The 22382-nt window shown below is 45.4% G+C and carries 15 protein-coding genes, 1 pseudogene and 3 CRISPR repeat arrays; of the genes and pseudogenes, 3 read left to right on the top strand and 13 right to left on the bottom strand.

The features are described 5' to 3' along the window. Nucleotides 1-334 precede the first annotated feature (334 nt). Nucleotides 335-1122: direct repeats of the CRISPR family, unit length 35 nt; unit sequence GTCTCAACGGCCTAAGCGGCCAGCGGGTCTGAAAC. A 93-nt stretch (nt 1123-1215) separates the two neighbouring features. Further along, nucleotides 1216-4308: direct repeats of the CRISPR family, unit length 35 nt; unit sequence GTCTCAACGGCCTAAGCGGCCAGCGGGTCTGAAAC. Between the two features lie 411 nt (nt 4309-4719). The 11 genes and pseudogenes from cas2 to greB (MARME_RS03410) form a co-directional block, all read right to left on the bottom strand. Then, the gene (gene cas2, locus MARME_RS03360) at nt 4720-4998 is read right to left on the bottom strand and encodes a CRISPR-associated endonuclease Cas2 (RefSeq protein ID WP_013659857.1); all 279 of its coding nucleotides are present in this window, start codon (nt 4996-4998) and stop codon (nt 4720-4722) included. Continuing rightward, entirely contained in the window at nt 4995-7868 is a 2874-nt protein-coding gene (gene cas1 / locus MARME_RS03365; protein WP_013659858.1) for a CRISPR-associated endonuclease Cas1, read from the bottom strand. The genes cas2 and cas1 overlap by 4 nt, the downstream gene beginning before the upstream one ends. Nucleotides 7869-7876: 8 nt before the next feature. After that, nucleotides 7877-8647 carry a DUF6602 domain-containing protein gene (locus MARME_RS03370; RefSeq protein ID WP_013659859.1) on the bottom strand — a complete coding sequence of 257 codons (771 nt, stop codon included), beginning with the start codon at nt 8645-8647 and terminating at the stop codon, nt 7877-7879. A gap of 40 nt (nt 8648-8687) precedes the next feature. Then, nucleotides 8688-9257, bottom strand: a complete 570-nt coding sequence (locus MARME_RS03375; RefSeq protein ID WP_013659860.1) for a hypothetical protein — start codon at nt 9255-9257, stop codon at nt 8688-8690. Between the two features lie 100 nt (nt 9258-9357). Further along, nucleotides 9358-10473 carry a type III-B CRISPR module RAMP protein Cmr6 gene (cmr6, locus tag MARME_RS03380; protein WP_013659861.1) on the bottom strand — a complete coding sequence of 372 codons (1116 nt, stop codon included), beginning with the start codon at nt 10471-10473 and terminating at the stop codon, nt 9358-9360. Then, nucleotides 10470-10895, bottom strand: coding sequence for a type III-B CRISPR module-associated protein Cmr5 (cmr5, locus tag MARME_RS03385; RefSeq protein ID WP_013659862.1), 426 nt, complete (start codon nt 10893-10895; stop codon nt 10470-10472). Before cmr5 ends, cmr6 begins: the two co-directional genes overlap by 4 nt. Next, nucleotides 10892-11794: a type III-B CRISPR module RAMP protein Cmr4 gene (gene cmr4, locus MARME_RS03390; RefSeq protein WP_013659863.1), complete on the bottom strand. Its 903-nt coding sequence runs from the start codon at nt 11792-11794 to the stop codon at nt 10892-10894. Before cmr4 ends, cmr5 begins: the two co-directional genes overlap by 4 nt. Continuing rightward, nucleotides 11794-13011 (bottom strand): type III-B CRISPR module-associated Cmr3 family protein, encoded by a 1218-nt coding sequence (locus MARME_RS03395; RefSeq protein ID WP_013659864.1) that lies wholly within the window; start codon nt 13009-13011, stop codon nt 11794-11796. Before MARME_RS03395 ends, cmr4 begins: the two co-directional genes overlap by 1 nt. Beyond that, entirely contained in the window at nt 13011-14918 is a 1908-nt protein-coding gene (gene cas10 / locus MARME_RS03400; protein WP_013659865.1) for a type III-B CRISPR-associated protein Cas10/Cmr2, read from the bottom strand. The genes MARME_RS03395 and cas10 overlap by 1 nt, the downstream gene beginning before the upstream one ends. Nucleotides 14919-14920: 2 nt before the next feature. Next, complete coding sequence (gene cmr1 / locus MARME_RS03405; RefSeq protein WP_013659866.1) at nt 14921-16192, bottom strand: type III-B CRISPR module RAMP protein Cmr1; 1272 nt, start codon at nt 16190-16192, stop codon at nt 14921-14923. Nucleotides 16193-16813: 621 nt separating this feature from the next. Beyond that, a CRISPR array of direct repeats spans nt 16814-17342; the repeat unit is 35 nt; unit sequence GTCTCAACGGCCTAAGCGGCCAGCGGGTCTGAAAC. Between the two features lie 447 nt (nt 17343-17789). Next, nucleotides 17790-18239 (bottom strand): annotated as a pseudogene (gene greB, locus MARME_RS03410) (transcription elongation factor GreB); the annotation flags it as partial. A gap of 346 nt (nt 18240-18585) precedes the next feature. On the opposite strand from greB (MARME_RS03410), the gene greB (MARME_RS03415) reads away from it, so the two are divergent. From greB (MARME_RS03415) to MARME_RS03425, 3 genes are all read left to right on the top strand, one after another. Continuing rightward, nucleotides 18586-19089 carry a transcription elongation factor GreB gene (gene greB / locus MARME_RS03415; RefSeq protein ID WP_041647746.1) on the top strand — a complete coding sequence of 168 codons (504 nt, stop codon included), beginning with the start codon at nt 18586-18588 and terminating at the stop codon, nt 19087-19089. After that, nucleotides 19086-19970 (top strand): DUF72 domain-containing protein, encoded by an 885-nt coding sequence (locus tag MARME_RS03420; protein ID WP_013659868.1) that lies wholly within the window; start codon nt 19086-19088, stop codon nt 19968-19970. Before greB (MARME_RS03415) ends, MARME_RS03420 begins: the two co-directional genes overlap by 4 nt. A gap of 90 nt (nt 19971-20060) precedes the next feature. After that, entirely contained in the window at nt 20061-20372 is a 312-nt protein-coding gene (locus MARME_RS03425; RefSeq protein WP_013659869.1) for an NIF3 1, read from the top strand. Nucleotides 20373-20467: 95 nt separating this feature from the next. Here the strand turns inward: MARME_RS03425 and MARME_RS03430 are convergent, their stop codons facing one another. Beyond that, nucleotides 20468-21013 carry an NUDIX hydrolase gene (locus MARME_RS03430; RefSeq protein WP_013659870.1) on the bottom strand — a complete coding sequence of 182 codons (546 nt, stop codon included), beginning with the start codon at nt 21011-21013 and terminating at the stop codon, nt 20468-20470. Nucleotides 21014-21038: 25 nt separating this feature from the next. After that, nucleotides 21039-22295 carry an HlyC/CorC family transporter gene (locus MARME_RS03435; RefSeq protein WP_013659871.1) on the bottom strand — a complete coding sequence of 419 codons (1257 nt, stop codon included), beginning with the start codon at nt 22293-22295 and terminating at the stop codon, nt 21039-21041. Between the last annotated feature and the right edge of the window lie 87 nt (nt 22296-22382).

The raw sequence follows: 22382 nt of genomic DNA on the forward strand, positions 1-22382 counted from the left end.
AACGGCCAGCGGGTCGGAAACCTAAAGGAATGGCACTAATTGGCTATCGCCCAAAGTGTCTCAACGGCCTAAGCGGCCAGCGGATTTGAAGCAAAGCTCGCTCCTCCCCCTTACTTAAGGCTGGGAGGGGGTCTTGTCTAACGATCTTCCCCCAGTTAAACCGAATCTTCATAATCCAACAGTCATGGTTCATCGTCACACGTCTCAACGGCCAGTGGGTTTGAAGCAAAACTTGCTCCTCCCCCTTACTTAAGGGGGAGGCAGGGAGGGGGTCTTGTCTAACGGATCTCTCCCTAGTTAAACCGAACCGTCCCAATCCAACAGTCATGGCTCATTGTTACACGCCTAAGCGGTCAGCGGGTCTGAAACAATAAAATAGTGTGACACGTCACAAACTGGAGAGGTCTCAACGGCCTAAGCGGCCAGCGGGTCTGAAACAGAAAAAATCAACGAAGTAAAAGACTGTAAGCGGCGTCTCAACGGCCTAAGCGGCCAGCGGGTCTGAAACATGCTATAAGCATTTCCTGCGGAGAGGGCGAATTTTGTCTCAACGGCCTAAGCGGCCAGCGGGTCTGTTAGTGAAGAAATATTTGTCTCAACGGCCTAAGCGGTCAGCGGGTCTGAAACTGACAATAAATAGGAGGATGTCTATGAAGACTACTTGTCTCAACGGCCTAAGCGGCCAGCGGGTCTGAAACAAAAACCATGCTTAACAGCTCTCAGCAAAAGCGCCTAAGTCTCAACGGCCTAAGCGGCCAGCGGGTCTGAAACATAGGCCGTTTAATGTCACAACATCTAATAAATTCGTCTCAACGGCCTAAGCGGCCAGCGGGTCTGAAACAGAAGCTAAGGCTAAGACGGCTGAGACTAAGAATGTCTCAACGGCCTAAGCGGCCAGCGGGTCTGAAACTGAAGACCCAGAAAAAAAACTCAAGCGGTTAATAGGTCTCAACGGCCTAAGCGGCCAGCGGGTCTGAAACTTTACAATGAATGGGATACTCCACTAAATGGAACAATGTCTCAACGGCCTAAGCGGCCAGCGGGTCTGAAACTACGAAGATTTCGAGATTCAAACGGGCAACACAAGTCTCAACGGCCTAAGCGGCCAGCGGGTCTGAAACATGACAAGTTCGATAAATTTCTAGAAGATAGCACGGTCTCAACGGCCAGCGGGTCTGAAACCTAACACACTAGAAGATATCAAGAAGCTAGAGAGTCTCAACGGCCTAAGCGGCCAGCGGGTCTGAAACTTATGAAAACTATTACTTCTGCTACTAGCAGAAGGTCTCAACGGCCTAAGCGGCCAGCGGGTCTGAAACCGCAGTTGGCCTAGACTTCGGTCTTGCACTCAAAAGTCTCAACGGCCTAAGCGGCCAGCGGGTCTGAAACTTCAACAATAAGGAAGGTGATCTACGACAACACGGCGGTCTCAACGGCCTAAGCGGCCAGCGGGTCTGAAACCCCAACACCAAACGCGCTACAATTAGCTCTATGTGTCTCAACGGCCTAAGCGGCCAGCGGGTCTGAAACCAGCTGCAAAAATTAAAGCCTCATGAGCACAGAGAAATGTCTCAACGGCCTAAGCGGCCAGCGGGTCTGAAACCAGCTGCAAAAATTAAAGCCTCATGAGCACAGAGAAATGTCTCAACGGCCTAAGCGGCCAGCGGGTCTGAAACTTCTCTATTCCAGATCACATCCGTCTGCTCATGGTAGTCTCAACGGCCTAAGCGGCCAGCGGGTCTGAAACCAAAAACATTATTAATTAATGACATCTGCGAAAAAGTCTCAACGGCCTAAGCGGCCAGCGGGTCTGAAACTTTAAGTGGAAATGTGGCCGAATATCTCGGTATTTTGTCTCAACGGCCTAAGCGGCCAGCGGGTCTGAAACAAAGAAATGAGTTTTGAATTCGCTCTAGCAGAGGGTCTCAACGGCCTAAGTGGCCAGCGGGTCTGAAACCGTAATACTTGCGCGTTGCGTATCAGAGCTTAGCAAGTCTCAACGGCCTAAGCGGCCAGCGGGTCTGAAACAACACAGAAAAAGCCAACGAGCAGATACTTGAAGCGTCTCAACGGCCTAAGCGGCCAGCGGGTCTGAAACGATAATGAATTCGATTGCTACCTTAATTACAGGGGTAAGTCTCAACGGCCTAAGCGGCCAGCGGGTCTGAAACGGGTACACAGTCTTCCAATCTTTCAGGAAAGAAATGTCTCAACGGCCTAAGCGGCCAGCGGGTCTGAAACTCTCGAAACCGGCTTCATAAAGTTCCCCATCGACATAACTCTGTCTCAACGGCCTAAGCGGCCAGCGGGTCTGAAACTAATTCCTATGGCCGACGCACGCCTTAGCGAAACGTCTCAACGGCCTAAGCGGCCAGCGGGTCTGAAACATGGGGCTGAAGACCCACTAGAAAAACTCAAGCTATTAAGTCTCAACGGCCTAAGCGGCCAGCGGGTCTGAAACATGGGGCTGAAGACCCACTAGAAAAACTCAAGCTATTAAGTCTCAACGGCCTAAGCGGCCAGCGGGTCTGAAACAATAAACAGCAAAAGCAAAATAAATCAATTAACAAAGTCTCAACGGCCTAAGCGGCCAGCGGGTCTGAAACGGTGATTTCGCACCAACCAACGCTACATTACCAGATGTCTCAACGGCCTAAGCGGCCAGCGGGTCTGAAACTTTATTGAACTTCATTGGAAATCTTTCCATGAAAAGTCTCAACGGCCTAAGCGGCCAGCGGGTCTGAAACAGAACAAGTCAGTGTTACCGACGTCTCAGCAGAATGCCTCAACGGCCTAAGCGGCCAGCGGGTCTGAAACTCGGGAATCTGGGCTCCCGATGTGTACAAGCAAGGAGGTCTCAACGGCCTAAGCGGCCAGCGGGTCTGAAACGCTGTAAGCAAAGACACCAGAGAGCTGGTTAATGTCTTCGTCTCAACGGCCTAAGCGGCCAGCGGGTCTGAAACACTTATCGCACTAGCGCTTACGACAATTTTTACAGTCTCAACGGCCTAAGCGGCCAGCGGGTCTGAAACTCTGTAGAAAAACAATGGAATGACCTACAGTTTTTTGTCTCAACGGCCTAAGCGGCCAGCGGGTCTGAAACAACTGATTCGGCGCCTGAAACGGTGGAAGAGGCTGTCTCAACGGCCTAAGCGGCCAGCGGGTCTGAAACTAAAATGATTAAAAAACAAGCTCTGAACCTATTTTTGTCTCAACGGCCTAAGCGGCCAGCGGGTCTGAAACGTGCTAGAACTTGAAGTTGAAGTTGAAAATGTGTTGTCTCAACGGCCTAAGCGGCCAGCGGGTCTGAAACATATATTTTAAAGCACATGGGCGGAGAATTACCTGTCTCAACGGCCTAAGCGGCCAGCGGGTCTGAAACAACGAAGGTGTTGTTTCGTTGGATGAACTTCCAGGTCTCAACGGCCTAAGCGGCCAGCGGGTCTGAAACATAATGGTCTCACAAATCTCTGGAGCTGGTACTCTCAGTCTCAACGGCCTAAGCGGCCAGCGGGTCTGAAACAAGAAGAGTTCATAAACTCTATTACTTCTGCTAAGTCTCAACGGCCTAAGCGGCCAGCGGGTCTGAAACGAAGGGAAAAAAACAAGCTAAGTATACAAAGTCTGAGTCTCAACGGCCTAAGCGGCCAGCGGGTCTGAAACGTGAAGTAGTTATTATCTGGAGCAAACGCTTTGTCTCAACGGCCTAAGCGGCCAGCGGGTCTGAAACAAAAAAACAGACATTTGGCTGTACATCGACACCGCTGCAAAGCTGTCTCAACGGCCTAAGCGGCCAGCGGGTCTGAAACATGGCGGAATTTTAATTAAGGTAACTAATACAAGCAAAGTCTCAACGGCCTAAGCGGCCAGCGGGTCTGAAACTTCTCTGTTTATTTTTTAATAAAAAGTACTCTTTCGTCTCAACGGCCTAAGCGGCCAGCGGGTCTGAAACATGGCGGAATTTTAATTAAGGTAACTAATACAAGCAAAGTCTCAACGGCCTAAGCGGCCAGCGGGTCTGAAACTTCTCTGTTTATTTTTTTAATAAAAAGTACTCTTTCGTCTCAACGGCCTAAGCGGCCAGCGGGTCTGAAACTGAGCCTGTAGTGATCATGGAAGGAAATAGATTCTCTTGTCTCAACGGCCTAAGCGGCCAGCGGGTCTGAAACAACCAACTAGAAGAAGAAACTAGTTATTACTTAAGGTCTCAACGGCCTAAGCGGCCAGCGGGTCTGAAACAGGTTGTGAAGCCTTCTTTAAGCAACTATTTTGAGTCTCAACGGCCTAAGCGGCCAGTGGGTCTGAAACAGGCAAGGATGCCTCCCAAAAGGGGACAAGGAAGGTCTCAACGGCCAGCGGGTCTGAAACGCAGAAGACATTAATTGGGATAATGTCTCATATGGTCTCAACGGCCAGCGGGTCTGAAACGCAGAAGACATTAATTGGGATAATGTCTCATATGGTCTCAACGGCCAGCGGGTCTGAAACAGTACCCTTATTTTTTCCAATCATTTCAGCAGGTTAACCTAGCGTTTCCCCCGCCCTCAAGTTATCCACAAGAGGTAGACTTAAAATTAGCGAATTTTCGCTATTATTTCAAGCTAAGTTTTTGATTTTTATGAAAAACGCGCCCTCATACCCCTTCAATCGATAGAGGACTGTTTTAAGTTTTTGTTTTTAAAGAGCAAAAACCGTTTATTCACTGATAAAGGGTTTATATCATAACAGGACGGCGGCGGGGAACACCGCAATGGGGTTTCCCCAAACGTCTTGGCTGTGTTTTCTGGATTCTTTGTTTAACCAATAGAAGCGCAGGCTATCTGCTTCTTCTGTGTATTTGCTGCATTTTTTACGCAGCTTATGCAGCTCGTTTTCATCTTTTAGGCTGATTTCGAATACCGAGTACTGGACTCGATCGCCATATTCTAAGAGTAAATTTGAGAGCTTACGGCGTTTTTTATCGTCTTCGATGTCGAAACAGGCAAGGTATATTCTCATCTTTTAGGGCTCCAAGCGATAAAGCGTTGTTGCATTTTGCAGCTTAGGGCTAAACGGTAAGATTGGTTGCTCATTTCGGTGAGCAGACTGTTTCCTCCCTTAGGCACTTTAGTCAGTTGAACCAAGAGTTCTTTTAGAAGTGTTTTTCTCGCGCCACTGCTCATTTCGCAACCATTTTCTTTGATGACAAAGTCATCCTTATGTATTTGGTGACGATTTATTAGGGTTAAGACGACGTGTTCGACAAGGTAACGCCAAGGTTCCATTAGGTCAGAAGCTAGGGTGTGATGGTAACCATGACGCTGGTGCAGTGCGCCTTGCCAAGGGTAGAGTCCAACCGTTCTATTGACACTGTCTACTAAGCTGTATAGATAGGTGTAGCCTAATGAAAGTAGGGCGTTGATCGGGTCTTTGGGAGGGCGTCTATTACGCCCTGTAAAGCCCCAATCTTCTTCGAGTATACGCTGGAAGAATGCCCACAGTTGTTTGCTGGCTTGGCCTTCATAGCCTCGTAATTGATCTAATGTTTCTGCCCGTAAGCGTTTTTCGTCCAAGCGTTGAATTTTGTTCAGCTCAGGGGCATCTTTTTCTCTACGGCTTATGACGGCTCTTATACCCTCTATTCTGGCTTGTATTAGCACTTGGCTAATGTTGAGTGCGTTTGTTTCTTGTTGTAAGTATTGAGCTTGAAGTAACCAAAAATCGGCGCCAAACACACTGGGCGCAGCACCTGCGGAAACCCCTTGGTAGCGGCCATATTGGCTAGCAAAGTGTACGGGTACATTGTGGAACATAGCCGATTTTAGAGCGGGGGTGGTGATGTGGTGCGGGCCTACAAGCAACACGGAACTCAACGTGGCCCAAGGGTAAGTATGCAGCTCGTCGTATTGTTCGACTATTAGGCGTTGTTTTTCACTGCTTAGCATCGCAATGTCCCCTGCTATGATGAGCAATGTGCCTAGCTTTTCGCGCTCTCCAATAAGCGTGCTTTGTTCGTTTTGTACAGCAGGTTCCTGTTGTAGAGAGGGCTCGTTTTCGAGCGAAGAGGCGTTCAGCTGTTTGTCGAGTTGAGCGTGCTCTTTGCGGTATTCGCGTTTGGTTTCGATCGCGTAGCCATCGACAAATAAGTAGCCTAAATAGCGGAACCCTTGAGACGCTTCGACAATACGCGTTTTTTCAAGGTTGATAGCGAGATGATGCTCTTTAAGGGCTGTTATTATGTCGTCGAGTGCGCTTTCTGCCGCCGCTTTTGATTTAAAAAGTAAGACAAAATCATCAGCGTAGCGGACGATTTGATGCCCTTTGGCGATCATATCTTGGTCGAGGTCATCAAGTAATAGGTTAGCCAGTATCGGACTGATCGGCGCGCCTTGTGGCAGGCCGTTATGGCGCGCAAGCGTTTGCTCATCTTCGGTTTGTTTCGCTGCACTGACCCATTGCATGAGTAAGGGGACTAACGGTTCATTAGGCAATAGTAGTTTCAGTCGTTGTTCTAGGTTCAGCCAATTGACACTGTCGAAGAAGCTTTCTATGTCGCTTTCGAGTACCCATTCGTAGCCTTGCTGAATGTATTGGTTGATTTGGTCTCGGGCCTGTAGGCGAGAGTGTCCCTTTCGGTAGCCATAGCTGTGCTTCATCCATATGTGTTCTAGGGTGTTGCCAAGGCATTCTGTTACCGCTTTTTGTAAGGTGCGGTCGTGCCAATTGGGAACCGACAGCAGTCGTGTTCCGCCTTCTGGCTTTTCGATTTCGACAGAGTGTAACTGGCTTGGAGTAAACTCTCGTTTGAAAATACGTTCGCGGCTTACATAGAGTTTGGTAAGCAGCTCGTCGATGGCGTCGTGATGCTCTTCGTCGGTGTCCGACGAGTCAAAGTTAGCTTGTCTTGGGTACATGGTTTGGCAGGCTTGGTGTAAGCTTGCATCAGATAGACTTTTTTCGAGCAGACTTTTGGCCGCTTGAGGGCGAGGGTAGCTGCAGTAACCATAAGCATCTTGCAGTTGATATTGCCCCATACCGAATGCGCGATTTTGGCCCATGCCGATGTATTGACCCAGAACAAGAAGCGCGAGTAAATCGGCAGGGAAGTCGTCATCAATCTCGATTTGCATTTGCGCCAACATGCCGCTGGCGTCTTTGACTTTTTTCTCTTTTTTATTGGTGTAACTGTTGTTTAGCCAAACCGCTAACCCTGCGTGGAGTTGCGCTTCGGGCCAGTTTTGCCTTTGTAAACGCTCGCCAGTTCGGCTTTGAAAGAGGTTAATAAAGGTATCGGTGAGGCGATGCGTAAAGAGCTGCCAGTTTAAGTCGGATTTATCACGGCAGTAACGGTTTTGGCCTTTTAGCTCTGTGCCATCTTCTGGCTTGGGTTTGACGAGCCTCGCTGGGGTGTTGAAGGCCACTTTGAACCGTCGTTGACGTGACCAAACCGCGGTTTCGAGCATTAGCGCATTAATATCAAACACGCTTAGGTCTTCTATTTGTGTGACTTGATGGTGCTCAAATGTATCTTCGATTTTTTCTAAGACGAGGTTGTCCGAGAAAGCGCCCGCTATGTCTGGGTGATTAGCGGCGCTTTCTGGGAGCCGTTTTAACGAAGAGAAGAGCGTATCGAGCAGGCTTTCACCACCGTTTAACACGGTAATTCGAAACCTGTAACCGTCTCCTGCTTGGTAACTAATGTGGCCGTTTTCTATAGGTTCGACGACGATAAAGTCGCTAAACTGTTCTGGACTGCCAGCGAGAAAGCGTACCCAAGCGTGCAAACCCGCATGATGCAAAAAGCCCGTTTTGCTTGGCGACAGCCAACGCAGTGTGATGACCACACTGCGTAAAGGCAAAACGGCGTCTATAAGAGGGGAATTCAGCATTGTTACCTTTAATCTGGTTTAGACTGTTCTGTTAAAACGTTTGCGTACTTGTTCCAGTCTACGGCTGGGACAGTGCCCAGTGACTGTAGTTGACTTAGCAATCTAAATAAGAAAAAGGTGAGATGATTCTGCTGGCTGTAGTGTTCGTTTCCCTTTTCGAAGCAATCAAAATGGCCGCCTTGTAATGACGTGACAAAATCAAGCCTTGTTTGATTAGTATATGGCATTTGAATAGCGTCTTTGAAACTGTTGCTCGCTAAGCCTTCTTGCCAGCCTGTTTTTAAGGCTATAAGCCCAGTGATTATTTTGAAAAGTGGTTTAGGTTTATACACTCCACCAGCATGAGTGATCTCTATACTTGTGCGTTCTAGCGCTTCAACTGAATAGGCTTGTTTTTGTGCGTATTCGATATAGTCTCTATTTACTTCAGGCTTTACTTCTATAACGGCATAAACCGCTTCTGCGGGTACGTAGCAAAAATCTTGTTGTGCAAAGAGTGTTGGGGTGTACTGATTGTCGTAGACAACAATGTCAATCTGATTGCTGGTTTTTCCATTGGAATCGACTACTATGGCCGAATCAACGGAATAGCGCTTTGGTAGGTGCGAACGTAGATATTCGATAAAGTGCTTTTCGTTAACCTCACCTCGTTCACCATTATGGGTAATGTTTTGGTTTGCGAACAAGAGTTTACTTTCGAGCAACTCTTGTTCGCGTTGAAAGCTGTCTTTTAGATACTGCTCGCCATCTGTATCGGATTTAGTTTTGGCGTTGTTCATTTTATGGCCTCTATTGACCTTAAGTTGCTTACATTAAAAACTAAAAAAGAGCTTTTTGTCTTTTCATAGCGATCATTGATATGAGTACATCGGACACTAACCTGCCTCGAAAGTTAGTTAGTGCGGTATTGTTTTTAGAGTCAAGTAAACCAAATTCTTCGTTTTGTAGCCTTTCTCCATGAGGTGCGTAAACAATTAGGCTATTGTTATTTGATTTGAGGTTAATTATGCGACTAATTGTATTGTCTCGTTGGTGCTCTTGAAGGTTAAGACGATCATTTTCTTTTATTATTGAGTTTTTAGCGCATTGATAATGGACAATACAAATGTCGGCAGATCTGATTTTATCTAGGTTATTAATCCCCACTTTTTTTATTTTCTTAGGGTCGAATAAGCCAGAGTCCTCTAAGGTTTCTTTTAAATCTTCATACCGATCATCTGCGTAGATCAGTATTTCATGGCTTGATAGTGCTTTTCCTAGCCTATAAAGAATAGGGACAGACTTACTTAAGGAACGAGATAGGGCGATTACACTTATTACTATTGCAATAAGATTGAGGGCGTTTCCATAATTTGACAGTAAACTCCAAAACTTAGTTAGTAGTTCCATTCTGACTCGCTTTTATTTTAACGGTTGTAAATGAGGATTTAACAGGTTGCTTTGCACTTCTACGCTCTCTCAGATTTGCTCATAAAAGGGTTAACTGGTTTTATTCCAAAAACTCTTTTAGTTCTTTGTAGGCCTTGGCTTTATTACCCGACTCCGTCGCCCAATTTGCTATTTCATCACCAAAGTGCTTGCAAACTAGTAGACATAGTGATCTATAGTCTTTTCCTTTTTCGTTTTTGGTTTTATTTCTATTTCTACCAAATATATCGGGAATTTTACTTAACTTGATCTCGCTAACTTCGCGAATTAGTTCAGATGAATGGGGAGTTGTGTTCGTGTTTTCTGTATCGCTTAAGAGTATTGAAAACTGCTTTGTTATCGATTCATCAGCTTCGTCAAAGTAGCCATAGCCAGCAGTGCTTTTTGCACCAATGCCATTTTCTTTAAGCGTTTTTTCAAGCATTTGTTTCACTACACCCAAGTAATTTTCATTCCCTCCAATGACAAACAAAAAGCTGCCATGAACGCTGATTAAAGAGTTGGGTATAGGATCATCAAAATCGGTTGCGAGAGACTTACCTTCCTTAGAATAATACTCAGCATGGTGTGTAGTAACGATGTCTTGTATAAATGGAAAATTACTGAAATTACCAGCATTCTCTGATGGAGCACTATTGGGTATCCACCATGCATCGTGAAAGGTAATCAAGCCTGCAAAAGGGTCTTCTAAATCGTCTTCTGGCTTATTGCCAAAAAATTGTACCCATACGCTTTCATGGTCTTTTAAGTTACGACTTGCAAAGTTTCGTACTGCGCCTTTTATGCTTGATCCAGGTATATAAGGCATGCCATTGTGGTGATTGATCATGCAGCCTGTTTCTAGTGCACCACCTCCGTTTAACCCAATTAGTAGCCGATTGGAGAGGGTTAAAGGTAATTGTTCAAAATTGTTTGTGTGTTTACCCGAATTCGATTTTTTACTTGTTAGTCGTAACCATTGGTTAAATTCCTTTGTATAGAGTTCGCTTGCTTTAATACCACATATGCTCTTAATAAAGCGGGCTTTTGCTTCCTTATCTGTATTAACACCAGTGGAGGATGCAGGGTAGCCCTTATCCAATAATAAGCCCGAATGCAGGCCATTACTTGTTCTACTTTTTAGGTGCATCTCATAAATGTTAAATAATCTCTGGGGAACTAATTGAACAGAGCTCATAAGGTTTCCTCCTGCGAATCATCATCCTTTTTGTTTGTGTCCATTAAACCTTGAACATAGCGACGAAGTGCTCCACTGGCATCGAGGGATTGTTGAGTTAACTGCATGAATTTTGTCATATCAGACTGAATGATTTGCTGGTGCAGCTCTTTGCCGTTGTCTGAGTTTGGCGTATTCTGGTTTTCTAGGTGGCCGCTATTAACCACGAAGGCGAGGTCGTTTAATAATTTTTTATGTTCATTTGTCGATTCGTTTTTAGCCATTAGAAAGCCCGTTGCTTGTGCGAGGCCATTCTGTAAGATTAAGTTTGGAAGTTTATTTGCTAGTGCAGCGTACTTTTTTTGGTCGATGCCTTCTTCTATGCGTTTGTTCACGCAATCGTAGGCCGCTTCTGCGATTTTATGTTGTCGAACAGAGATCATTCTTGACCTCCTGTTTCTTTTTCTTCTTTTTTAGTGAAAAGGCTGACAAGGCCACGGCCAATGCCAGCGTTGCCACCCATTTGCAGTGTATAGGATGCGCTGAGCTTTTCTTTTAGTTCCGGTGCGGTGAGTTCCTGTTTTTTATCACGGGAATCACTTAGGCTGTATACCCCCCACAAAATGGCATTAGCAGGTAAGTTTTCTTCACTCCAAAGAGCTCCCTCTTTTACAACACCTGTTTTTTCGGTGATGCGGATGCGCGTGCGCAACTCCGTTGCCGTGGTGCTGAGATAGCTAAATACGTTGTCGCTTAGGACAACAAAACGGTTAATGAACTCATCTTTTAAGTCGCTTTGTTCTGAATAGACGGCTTCTGCAATTTTCTTTGCCCATGCTTGAACCTTTTCGTCTTTTTCAGCGGAGATGTCTAAATCTTCCAAGACAAGCAGCTCCGTATGATTGTCATGCTGAATAACATTCACATTTTCATTGCTTACAAGAGCTTGTTGGGCGCTCGGTTGTGGAAGAGGAGTTTCTTTTACTGATATTTTTGTGTCGTTCGCATAATTTCGTAAAACAAATGGGCAGGTCGCATAGGCGACAATGCCATTTAAGGAGCGAATGGGTAGAACAAGTAGGTTGGCGTCGCCGAGTGACAGCGCACCCGCGAAACTTTGCTCACTCGACTGAATGTCTCTCGGGCCAAATAGTGCTTTTTCGATGTCTTTCTCATTGGCTCGTATTTTGTCTCTTAAAACACCTCGTAGTGAGGAGCCTGGGACGATGGGTAAATGAGTTGCTTTGTCTCTGGCTATGGGTAAATCGACAATACCAGCGGATTGGCCTGTTCCACAGTGAAGGGCAGAGTGTGTATGCAGGTGGTAGATATTTAAGTCCATTATTTTGCTCCAGATGCAGAAAGGGTTGTCGAATGCGGTAAAACAAGGCCGAAGCCGTCTTTTCTATCTTGTTCTTTGGTGCTGATATTGCTAAACCAAAGTTGTTCTAAATCATGCTTATTGCCTTCTCTTACTCGAAACCAATATACGGCGCCTGCGGGAACCAATTTACGAGAAGGTTTAGGTTGATGCTTTGCAAGATCCCAGCCTGACTGTGCTGTCCAGCGGCCAATGGCAGCACTGACAAGTTCCAGTTCTAGGGTGTTGGTGTTTGGTGGACGATAAATAAAATGGCCATTTTCGTCTTGTTGGCAAGGAAGCCAACCGTCTTTAAAAATGGCAGGTGTTAGCAGGGTAAGAGAGAGAGCTTCCCCTTCGAGGATGTCTCGTAGGATTTGTTCGTCTGGCTGCGGCCAGAGTTGATCTTCAGTGAGGATTTCAGCTAACCGCCGCTCTCCACCAATATTTAATGATTGCGGTGTGTCATTTTTAGAGTGGGCTTCGGGAAACAAGTCACCATTAATACACCCTGCAAGCAAGATCTTCTCGTCTGGAAAAGCTGACTGATTCTCTTTTTTTACTTGCCACATCGGTAAGCCAGATGTTTGGAATAGCTGCCCGTCTTCTGCGGCAAAGCTTTGAGGATTAATGGCGACGTGGGTGCGAATGTCGTCGGCTGGCGGAATCCAGCCATTCTTGTGTACTTCTTTGTAGTTAATTGGCTTATGCAGCCTCCACTCCAATAAGTCTTTTAGTGACCACCATTGTGCGCCTTTCGCGGGCTTTCCATGTCGTTTTTCTTGATCGTCATGATAAGAAACTGGAAGTAAGCGGCGTGGGAGATCCCAACCTTCGTTTTCATCCAGCTCTCTTGGGGAAAGACGGACGATTTCGATGTTTCCTGCCTGATCATAATAATATTGCGCATCTTCGGGCTTTGGCACAAGCAATGTCTTTATATCTTCTTCGGTGCTTTGCTTAACAGGAAGAGGGCCTTTAATTGCTTTAGACAAGATGTCTTGCGTGTTTTCTTTATTAAAGCCGATGTTGTTTGCACGTGCGTAAGCGGCTCGCAGAGCGCCCGCCATGGTAGAGGGCGGCGGAAAGCGTGCATCGTCAGCGCCTGCTTGTTCGTCAAAAGGCCTGCCAGAGCGAATAATTAACGGCGCTTTCGGATCCAGTAGGTAGGTGTTTTCTTTTTGATCGTGAGTGTGCATTATTCCATTGCTCCTAAATCAGACATAGCTTTCGCGGAGAGCCAGCGGGCAATAATGAGCAGGTCCGCGAGGGCTTCTAGGCCGATATGCTCAGCTTGTTGGGTCAAGAGTGCGATCATCTCTTTGGAGATTTTGTGTTCTCCACCTTTTTTGTTCAGGTTGTCGAGTAAGCGTTTCAGTTCCGCTTGTTGAATGGGGGAGATGATCTCAGACGATGTTTTAGACCAAGCAAATTGCAACGCCACAGAACGAATAGCGAAACCTGTTCGACTGGAAAGTTCCTGAGCGTTTCCGCTGTAGGCGTTCATAACTGTCTTCAAGGCGTTTATTGTTTCTTCGTCGTCCCATCTGCAACGCCAGCTCACTTCAGGCCCTGACCGTAGACCAAGGCAAATACTAAGCGCGTTTCGCTTCTTGTCTGAAGGAAGGTGGTCACCTTTGGCGAGTTTTTCTGCCCGTACGGCTCGTGCTCGTAGGTGGCCGAGAGGTTGCATAAAGTGGCCGATTGCTAACCCGACGGACAGCGAAGGTACTTTTGTAATGTCTAGGTGATGCTCTTGTATTATGCTTGACATGCAATTGCTAAACTCGTCTATAAGGCCTTCTGCACAGGGAATTGCTTGGTCTAGGGGGAGCATTGCCAGTACATCGTCGCCACCTGCGTAAATGGCATGACCTTGATGTTTTTGTACTAATTGCCTGACGCTGCTGGCAAATTTATGCAGTGCCTGAGAAATGGCTCTTGATTGTGTCGCGGATTGAGCTTGGGAGAAGAGTTCTCCCATGTTATCGCCATCGGCTTTTAGAATAACGCCATAGGGTACTGGGTTACTGTTAATGCTACGAAGGCTATTTTGCAGCTCGCCTAACACACGTTGCTCTGATGTGCTTAGGCTTTTGTCTCTTTCTGTATTTTGTAGCGCGTTTTGCAATCGAAAGTCGTACAAAAGCTCGCCGTCAAATGGAAAGTCGCTATACGCATTGTTGTTACCTTTTACATCCGTAACTAGGCAAGCATCGCCGTAATCGGAATCCGTAGCATTTTTAAGCTTGTCAAAGTGTAACGAGAGGCTTTCCTGTTGGTCGTTTGATAGGGTATTTAGCCAATCATCCGCACAAATTCTGGGGTAAGGTGTAAATTGCTCGGCTTTTCCAGACAGTCGTTTAATGACCCCTAACGCATCGAGCACTTCTTTATTCGCTAGCCCCAGCTTACGTTTGTAGCGTTTGATTGATCCGCTTTTAAAACTGACAATGCTATTGCTCTCTTCAGAAGTTGTTTTGTCCTTCTCTTCTAAAGCGACTACGGATTCTGATGCTCCGTCTAGAGACGATTTAAGCAGTGAACCATGCTCTTCTGAAATCTCTGGATTCTCAAAGTGGCGACTTGCTTTACGTGCCAGTAGCAGCGCATTGAGCTTTTTAGACGCCGTTTGATATTGGTTGTCTTCTACTTTGACCCAGACAGCGAACATTTCGAGGATATGTTCAATCTGGTTATGCCAAAGGTCACGACGAATCGGTAACCCTTTTGCTGAATTTAGCGCGCTTTCTGCTATCGCTGTAAGTCGATTTTTAGCGGCTTGTTTTGCTTGTTCGGCAATGACTTTTATATCATCCGTCTCTTCTGCTTGTATTTCAGCACGTATTACATTTGAAATATTGGCGTATTGATCATTAAAGTCAGACGGTAGTAACTCTGTCTCTGGTGATTCAGGGCTTGGAAAAATCAAGCAAGAAGAGCCAGTATTAGGTAAGTTAGCTTGGTTGTCATGTAAGCTTTTGGCTGCGGCTTTTGCGCACTCAGACAGTACCCATGAGCCTGTCCATAAATCGCGAGTCCGGCGTGCTGCTTCAATTAAACTTTGAACAGGACCAATGGCGATGGTGATTAGGTAGGTGTTCATTGTTAACGTCCTTTTTCAAAGTAATCCAGAAAAGCTTCAAGTGGATTGTCAGCGCGACCTTGCATTGGAGTGATAAGGCTTGCTAACTCAGCGCCATTTCGCTCTCCCCAGGACATGGGGGGCTCCTTGTTAGCCACTAGAAAAGTATCATCTTTCTCTGTCTGTAGCTCCAGTTCTTGTGTTAGTGCTTGCTGCCAGTTGGGCAGGAGCAATGCGATCGCTACACAACCCTCTTGGAGTTGTATTGGCCTTATTATTAATGGGCTTGCAAACCTTTCAGCGCCTTGAGGAAGCAGTCTGAGTGTTTGAGGATCAGACGAACTTTTAAATTTAAATAAAATAGGCATCCCAAAGGCTGCTCTAGGAAAAACATTACCAGCTTTATGCTCTGGTTTGTGCTTACCGTTGTCATTTTTGTCTGTAAAACGCCTAAGCTGATCTGGCTCTGGCCATGTACTGCGATTTTTATGGCTTTTACGGCCAATTCCAATTTGCCTAAAAGAGGAAAGCCGCTGACTCGCAGTTTCCCATGCGGTAACAGCACTTGCGGACTTACTTTGAAGTAAAGCAAATTTTGAATTAGTTAGCTTTTTAATTAGGCTTTCTATTTCTGTGTTAGATTTTATGGAGAATGCAGAAGAATATATCGAACCAAAACCTCTGCGTGTTCGTGCCCCTAATCCGCCGAAATTAGCCCAATATTTAATGCTTGAATTAATTTGTTCCTCAATGTCTTCTTTGTTCTTGTGGGAAGGTTCTGGAATATCAAGTTTTATATAAAGGGTAAAGCGTGTTCCTTCACTTAACCAACAAATATCTTCTTCATTTTCTGTAAGAATACTTGCTGCCCCGAAGGCATAGCCGAGGCTGTTTTTGTTTATTTTATTAGTGTTTCCATTCTTCACATCGGTGTAGGTAGTTGAGGGCTTTAAGTGTATGGGGGCGTGAGTGGTTACTTTGATAGAAACTAGACTTTTTTTAATATCTTTTGGATTTGCCGCAATGCCTCCCCAAATAGCTTTTTCTCTATCAAAGGTTTCTTTGCTGTCTTGTGTGCCATAAAGTAAACGCCACCAAAAGCGTAAATGGCCTCGAATTTCACTGGCTCGTATGGGCATTTGTTTATCGACCTCACCAGCTTCAACACCACCGCCGTACATAGGGGTGATTAAAGTGCATTCATAGGTTTGCCATTGTGATTCTTGGTCTAGAGAAGAGAGTGCGCTTTGCAGAGCGTCTAATTGAGAGCTATCTACCAACCTTGTGCGTGCCACGATGATCTCCTTTCGTTGTCGTAAATATTCAGATAGCAAAGGAGTCACGAGGAGGGGAGAGAGATTAAAGGTAAGCTACTTAAAAACTACCACATTCCTTCGCATATCTGTTTTCAGTCTCATGCCATGTTAAACATTAAGGACAAATTATGTAAAGAAAATTATAAAAAAGTAAAATTAAAGTAGACGTCGGTCATTCTAGTTTTTTGTGAAAATGGTTTCAAAAATTCAAACCCATTTAGACTCAGGCCTTCGTCAGAGTTACTTTAGCGGCCAGCGGGTCTGAAACTTGTGTGGTGGTAACTATGACGCTGGTGCAATTCTATAAACTTTCTTTAATTTGATTTTAATATCCATTGGTTTATTTGTCCTTATGAACGCTTAACGTGCAAACGATGTTCCCAGTTAATAGACCCCTCCCTAACCCTCCCCTTAAGTAAGGGGAGGGAACAAAGCTCGCTCCTCTCACTTACTTAAGGCTGGGAGGGGGTCTTGTCTAACGGATCGCCCCCAGTTAAACCGAACCGTTCCAATCCAACAGTCATGGTTCATCGTCACACGTCTCAACGACCAGCGGGTCTGAAACAGAACGCACTTGTGCGCGCAGGTTTATGCGTCAAAGTCTCAACGGCCTAAGCGGCCAGCGGGTCTGAAACGACTTAATCCATCTGACGTGTTCTCAACTTCTATCTAAGTCTCAACGGCCTAAGCGGCCAGCGGGTCTGAAACCTATCGTATAGCTGAAGACTTGAGCAAGTATTACTTGTCTCAACGGCCTAAGCGGCCAGCGGGTCTGAAACAGCTTGATGAGGAGATGATGGCAATACCGCCAAAGTCTCAACGGCCTAAGCGGCCAGCGGGTCTGAAACATTCTGCTCCCATGCCTCCCAGTCTTCGTTCAGTAAGTCTCAACGGCCTAAGCGGCCAGCGGGTCTGAAACATTGATAATTTCCGCCATAACGAAGATAATATCTTGTCTCAACGGCCTAAGCGGCCAGCGGGTCTGAAACTCTGAATACTAACGAAAAATAGAAACCCCAACCCCCAGTCTCAACGGCCTAAGCGGCCAGCGGGTCTGAAACGGGGAATTGGTTTGCGTGGCGGAGATCTTTAAAGTCTCAACGGCCTAAGCGGCCAGCGGGTCTGAAACAGTACCCTTATTTTTTCCAATCATTTCAGCAGGTTAACCTAGCGTTTCCCCCGCCCTCAAGTTATCCACAAGAGGTATGCTTAAAATTAGTGAATTTTCGCCATTATTTCAAGCTAAGTTTTTGATTTTTATGTAAAACGCGCCCTAAACCCCTTCAATCAATTGAGGACTGTTTTAAGGTTATGTTTTTAAAGAGCAAAAATCGTTTATTCACTGATAAAGGGTTTATATCATAACAGGACGGCGGCGGGGAACACCGCAATGGGGTTTTCCCAAACGGCTTGGCTGTGTTTTCTGACTTCTTTGTTTAACCAATAGAAGCGCAAGCTATCTGCCTATTCTGTGTATTTGCTGCATTTTTTGCGCATCTTATGCAGTGTATCTTCAGCTTTTAGGCTTATTCGTCCCTTACTAGCACTGTAGTTGCAGATTGCGTGTTCTGGGCCTTCATATATTTTGCTGCTCGTGACGGTATGTAATTTTATTTACGACCCAACTTTTATCACCTGAAGGTGCTTTTACTATAACTTCATCATCAACTTCTTTTTTCAGGCAGGCTCGTGCCATTGGAGAGTCGATCGATATGTAATCTTTACGCCCATAGATTTCTTCTGTTCCTACAATTCGAAAGAAAATAGTATTCTCGTCCTCATCTTCTAGCTCAACCCATGCGCCAAAAAATATTTTGCCGTCTTGTTGAGGGTGGTAATCAACCACTTTAATGTCATCTAATGTCTTTCTCAAAAATCTGACACGTCGATCTATTTCACGTAATTTTCGCTTGTTGTATTGATAATCTGCATTTTCAGATCTATCGCCAAGCCCTGCGGCCCAAGTAACGATCTTTGTGATTTCAGGCCTTTCTTTTCGCCAAAGATAATCAATTTCGTCTTTTAGCTTTTGGTGGCCTAATAAGTTTAGTTTTCATAGTGTTATCAATATTCTAAAGCTTTTTTAATAGCGTCTATTGTTGAAAATTTGAAGACTACTGGGGTGTAAGAGCGGATTTGCTAGAAAAAATTAAGTACACATTTGATGAAAATGGTGTCGGCATTCCATATCCTCAAATGGACGTGCATGTTACAAAAGCAGACTAGCTGTCTGCTAATTCGTTGTCGCTAATAAAATTGACTGAACTCTTTACATAAAGTTAAAGGGTTGCAACGCTCGGCTTAGGTCGAGCGTTTTTGTTTGTTGTACAATGGATGCTTTATGGAATTTGGGAGTTATTAGAAAACGCATTATGAGTCGATATCGTCCCCCCGCACCTAAAAAATCCGCTTACTTGACGAAAGAAGGTGCCGATAAATTGCTGGCGGAGCTGAAGTATTTATGGAAAGAGAAGCGCCCTGCCGTAACGCAAACAGTAAGTGATGCCGCTAAACAGGGTGATCGTTCTGAAAATGCCGAATACATATACGGTAAGAAGCAGTTGAGGGAGATAGATCGTCGGGTTCGTTATTTGGAAAAGCGTCTCGACCATTGTACGGTTGTAGATAGAGCTCCGAATGATGTTTCTAGAATTTTTTTCGGTGCTTGGGTAACACTAGAGCATGAGGATGGAAAGCTGGAAACGTTTCGAATAGTCGGTCCAGATGAACTTGACCACCATTCAGATTACATCAGTATCGATTCGCCTGTTGCAAAGGCTCTACTGAAAAAGGAAGAGGGTGATGAAGTCACTATTCGCAGGGCGGAAGGCGAAAAACTATATTACATCGACTCTGTTGAATACCGAGCGTTATGACAATTCATGACGGGCAGCCCTACCTTCGTTATGGTATGGCGCAATGGCAGCACTCTGCGTGGGTTAATTGGCTCTATTCTTCATCTGTACCCAGTGCTGAGCGATTAAGAGAGTATTCTAAGGTTTTCCAAAGTGTTGAGGTGGGTAGTACGTTCTATACCGACATTGAGGAAAATCAATTAAAGCGTTGGTACGATCAGGTCAATGATGACTTTCGTTTCTGTTTTAAAGCGCCTCAAACCGTTACTCATCAGATTGTTGAACGCCCTTTTCAGGAACGTCTTACTGACTGGAAGCGATTTCAAATGAAACTTGCTTCATTGGATAAAAAGCTTGGGCCGACCATGGTTCAATTTCCGCAACAATTGGATGCATCTTCGTTACCTGAGATCTTGGCATTGATTGAGTCCTGGGAGCTTCTCGCTCCGCTGAGTATAGAAGTTCGCCATTTACATTACTTCGATAAAGGCGAGGTTGAGTCCGAGTTCTTGCGATATTTGTCAAATCAAAGTGTGGATAAAGTCGTGATGGATTCGCGGCCTGTGTTCTCGACCGAGGCATACAGTGAGAGCTTAAAAGACGCGCAGCGGAAGAAGCCTAGGGTGCCCTGTCATGCAGTCGCTACCGCTCAGTCGCCAGTGGTCCGGTTTATTGGGCATCCTGATTTAGAGCGCAATCACGTTTGGCTAGATCAATGGGCGGCAAAACTTAAAAGCTGGCTTGAAAGAGGTCTAAAACCAACCGTGTTTGTGCACTCTTCCGATAATATTGCCGCGCCCACATTGGCGTCTTGGCTTGATGATAAGCTTGTTGCGAACAGTGCTTTGCCTTTTAAGCAGGTTAACCTGCCTGAAACACAAGAACAAATCGCATTGCTTTGAGATGATTGTTCGAACATCACGACTTACTTTTTTGTACTAATAAAAATGACAGAATTGAATTAAATGGAAGGTGATTAGAAGGTGATAAAAATGTATTCACTTGTTTTTTATGTGCCTGAAACGCACTTAGAAGTGGTTAAAGACGCTGTTTTTGCAGTGGGTGGTGGTCAAATTGGCGATTATGAAAAGTGTTGCTGGCAAACGTTAGGTCAAGGGCAGTTTAAACCAACTGCAAACGCGACTCCGTTTATCGGAGAGGCGGGCGGTGATGTTGAATCTGTCGATGAATATCGTGTTGAGATGGTTCTTAAGTCTGAGTTAAAAGTGCAGGTTGTTACCGCGTTGAAATCCGCTCATCCTTATGAAGAGGTTGCCTACCATTTGATTTCAATAGAGACTTAGACGACTCATTCTGAGCGTTATTTGCTTTAAGCTAATTAAGTCTAGGTTATCTCAGTCTAAGTTGTCTCAGCCTAGAGTCTCTTAGTCCAGTGTTCTTACCTTGGAATACTATTGATACGAATGGTGTCTTCATGGAAACCGTAGGAGCCTTTGCTATGGTCTTCAATAAATAACCTTAATGTCATCTCAACGCTGCTAAATGCTAAATCCTCCCAAGGGATGTCATCTAAGGCGAACAGCGCGACTTCGGAGCTTTCCTCGGTTGCATGGAAGTCGGGTTGAGGCAACTCAGCAATATAGAAAAGGTGTATTTGGTTGATCTTGGGGATGCTGATCATGCTGAATGCTTGCTTGCATATTGCATTAGAGCCGCATTCTTCGACTGTCTCTCGGAGTGCGCCTTCGCTGGTGGTTTCTTGGTTTTCCATAAAACCAGCAGGCAGAGTCCAATAGCCTATTCGAGGCTCTATGTTGCGTTTACAGAGTAAGATTTTTCCATCGAACAAGGGAATCGTGCCCGTGATGAGTCTCGGGTTGTCATAGTCTATATGATGGCATTGAGGGCAGACAGCGCGTTGGCGGTTGTCGCCTTCAGGGATCTCCATAGAAACCTGATGTCCACATTTTGGGCAATATCTCATTCTTTGTAACCTCTTAAATTGAGGGTCAGCGCCTCAAGTGTAGCTTGGCATACTTTACTACTTTGTCTTCTATTTCTTGGATTTCGATCAAGTAGTTGTCCACCCACAAACTTGTTGGGCGTTCTGGTATAAATTCCAATGTTTCAATAATAAGACCGTTCAATGTCTTTGGACCATCTGTCGGTAGGTGCCATTCCAATGTCTTATTAATGTCTCGAATATGTGTTGAGCCGTCTATTCTAAAAGCCCCGTCTTCTAAGGACTGAATCTCTTCTTCCTCATCTTGTGTTGGAGGGGTGAATTCGCCGACAATTTCTTCTAATACGTCTTCGAGCGCTGCAATGCCTTGTACGTCACCATATTCGTCAACCACGATCCCCATTTGCTGGTGGTCTTTTTGGAAGTTCAACAATACGGTGTTAAGAGGTGTGCTTTCAGGAATAAAGTAAGGTGGAAGTGTGGCTTTTAATAAAGCGGCTTTTGTTGGGTTTTCTTCGCGTAAAAACAGAGCGGCGTTACGCGCGTGAAGCACGCCGATAACTTTGTTAATTTCGCCATTATAAACAGGCATACGCGTGTGGCGGCTTTGACATATTTGCTCGATGATTTCTTCGATCGAATCTTCTATGTCGATGCCGACGACCTCGTTACGTGGAACCATGATGTCATCTACCGAGACTTTTTCTAGGTCGAGAATTGAAATGAGCATCTCTTGGTGAGCGGCAGGAATAAGGCCGCTGGCCTCGTTTACGATGGTGCGTAACTCTTCCGAGTTAAGCGTGTTTTGTTCGCTGTTTGCGGGTTTTATGCCCAGTAGCCTTATTAAGCCATTTGACAGTGTGTTAACAATAACAACCAGTGGATAAAGCGTTTTAAGTAAAACGGTCAGAGCCCAAGAAGCCGGGAAGGCAATTTTTTCAGGGTGAATGGTTGCAATGGTCTTTGGTGTGACTTCAGCAAAGATCAGAATAATAAACGTCAGCGCAGCGGTCGCAATCGCAACCCCAGCATCGCCCCAGATTCTTACCGCAATAATGGTCGCGATCGCGGATGCCAGAATGTTGACAAAGTTATTGCCAATTAGAATGACGCCAATTAAGCGGTCTGGGCGTTCTAAGAGTTTAGAGGCTTTAGACGCGGATCGGTGGCCATTTTTAACAAGATGCTTAAGTCGATATTTATTGATCGAAAGCATGCTTGTTTCTGAGCTGGAAAAGAAACCAGAGAAAAGGATTAAAAAGAACAGTATTCCACCGAGAATACCTAAGGGGACATCGTTCAAAAAGGGATCGCCTCATTCATTATAATAGTGGGATTATTAGCGTATTAGAAGTCCGTGTCAAACGACAATTTACAAGTGCTTGCGACT

The sequence above is a fragment of the Marinomonas mediterranea MMB-1 genome (assembly GCF_000192865.1).
In the GTDB taxonomy this organism is placed as follows: domain Bacteria; phylum Pseudomonadota; class Gammaproteobacteria; order Pseudomonadales; family Marinomonadaceae; genus Marinomonas; species Marinomonas mediterranea.

What these genes read in the sequence shown, in the direction of transcription:
- MARME_RS03370 (WP_013659859.1), bottom strand. Translation starts at nt 8,647, where the DNA reads ATGAACAACGCCAAAACTAAATCCGATACAGATGGCGAGCAGTATCTA.
- cmr5 (WP_013659862.1), bottom strand. Translation starts at nt 10,895, where the DNA reads ATGATCTCTGTTCGACAACATAAAATCGCAGAAGCGGCCTACGATTGC.
- cas1 (WP_013659858.1), bottom strand. Translation starts at nt 7,868, where the DNA reads ATGCTGAATTCCCCTCTTATAGACGCCGTTTTGCCTTTACGCAGTGTG.
- MARME_RS03420 (WP_013659868.1), top strand. Translation starts at nt 19,086, where the DNA reads ATGACAATTCATGACGGGCAGCCCTACCTTCGTTATGGTATGGCGCAA.
- MARME_RS03425 (WP_013659869.1), top strand. Translation starts at nt 20,061, where the DNA reads ATGTATTCACTTGTTTTTTATGTGCCTGAAACGCACTTAGAAGTGGTT.
- cmr6 (WP_013659861.1), bottom strand. Translation starts at nt 10,473, where the DNA reads ATGAGCTCTGTTCAATTAGTTCCCCAGAGATTATTTAACATTTATGAG.
- cas10 (WP_013659865.1), bottom strand. Translation starts at nt 14,918, where the DNA reads ATGAACACCTACCTAATCACCATCGCCATTGGTCCTGTTCAAAGTTTA.
- MARME_RS03395 (WP_013659864.1), bottom strand. Translation starts at nt 13,011, where the DNA reads ATGCACACTCACGATCAAAAAGAAAACACCTACCTACTGGATCCGAAA.
- greB (WP_041647746.1), top strand. Translation starts at nt 18,586, where the DNA reads ATGAGTCGATATCGTCCCCCCGCACCTAAAAAATCCGCTTACTTGACG.
- cas2 (WP_013659857.1), bottom strand. Translation starts at nt 4,998, where the DNA reads ATGAGAATATACCTTGCCTGTTTCGACATCGAAGACGATAAAAAACGC.
- MARME_RS03375 (WP_013659860.1), bottom strand. Translation starts at nt 9,257, where the DNA reads ATGGAACTACTAACTAAGTTTTGGAGTTTACTGTCAAATTATGGAAAC.
- cmr4 (WP_013659863.1), bottom strand. Translation starts at nt 11,794, where the DNA reads ATGGACTTAAATATCTACCACCTGCATACACACTCTGCCCTTCACTGT.
- MARME_RS03430 (WP_013659870.1), bottom strand. Translation starts at nt 21,013, where the DNA reads ATGAGATATTGCCCAAAATGTGGACATCAGGTTTCTATGGAGATCCCT.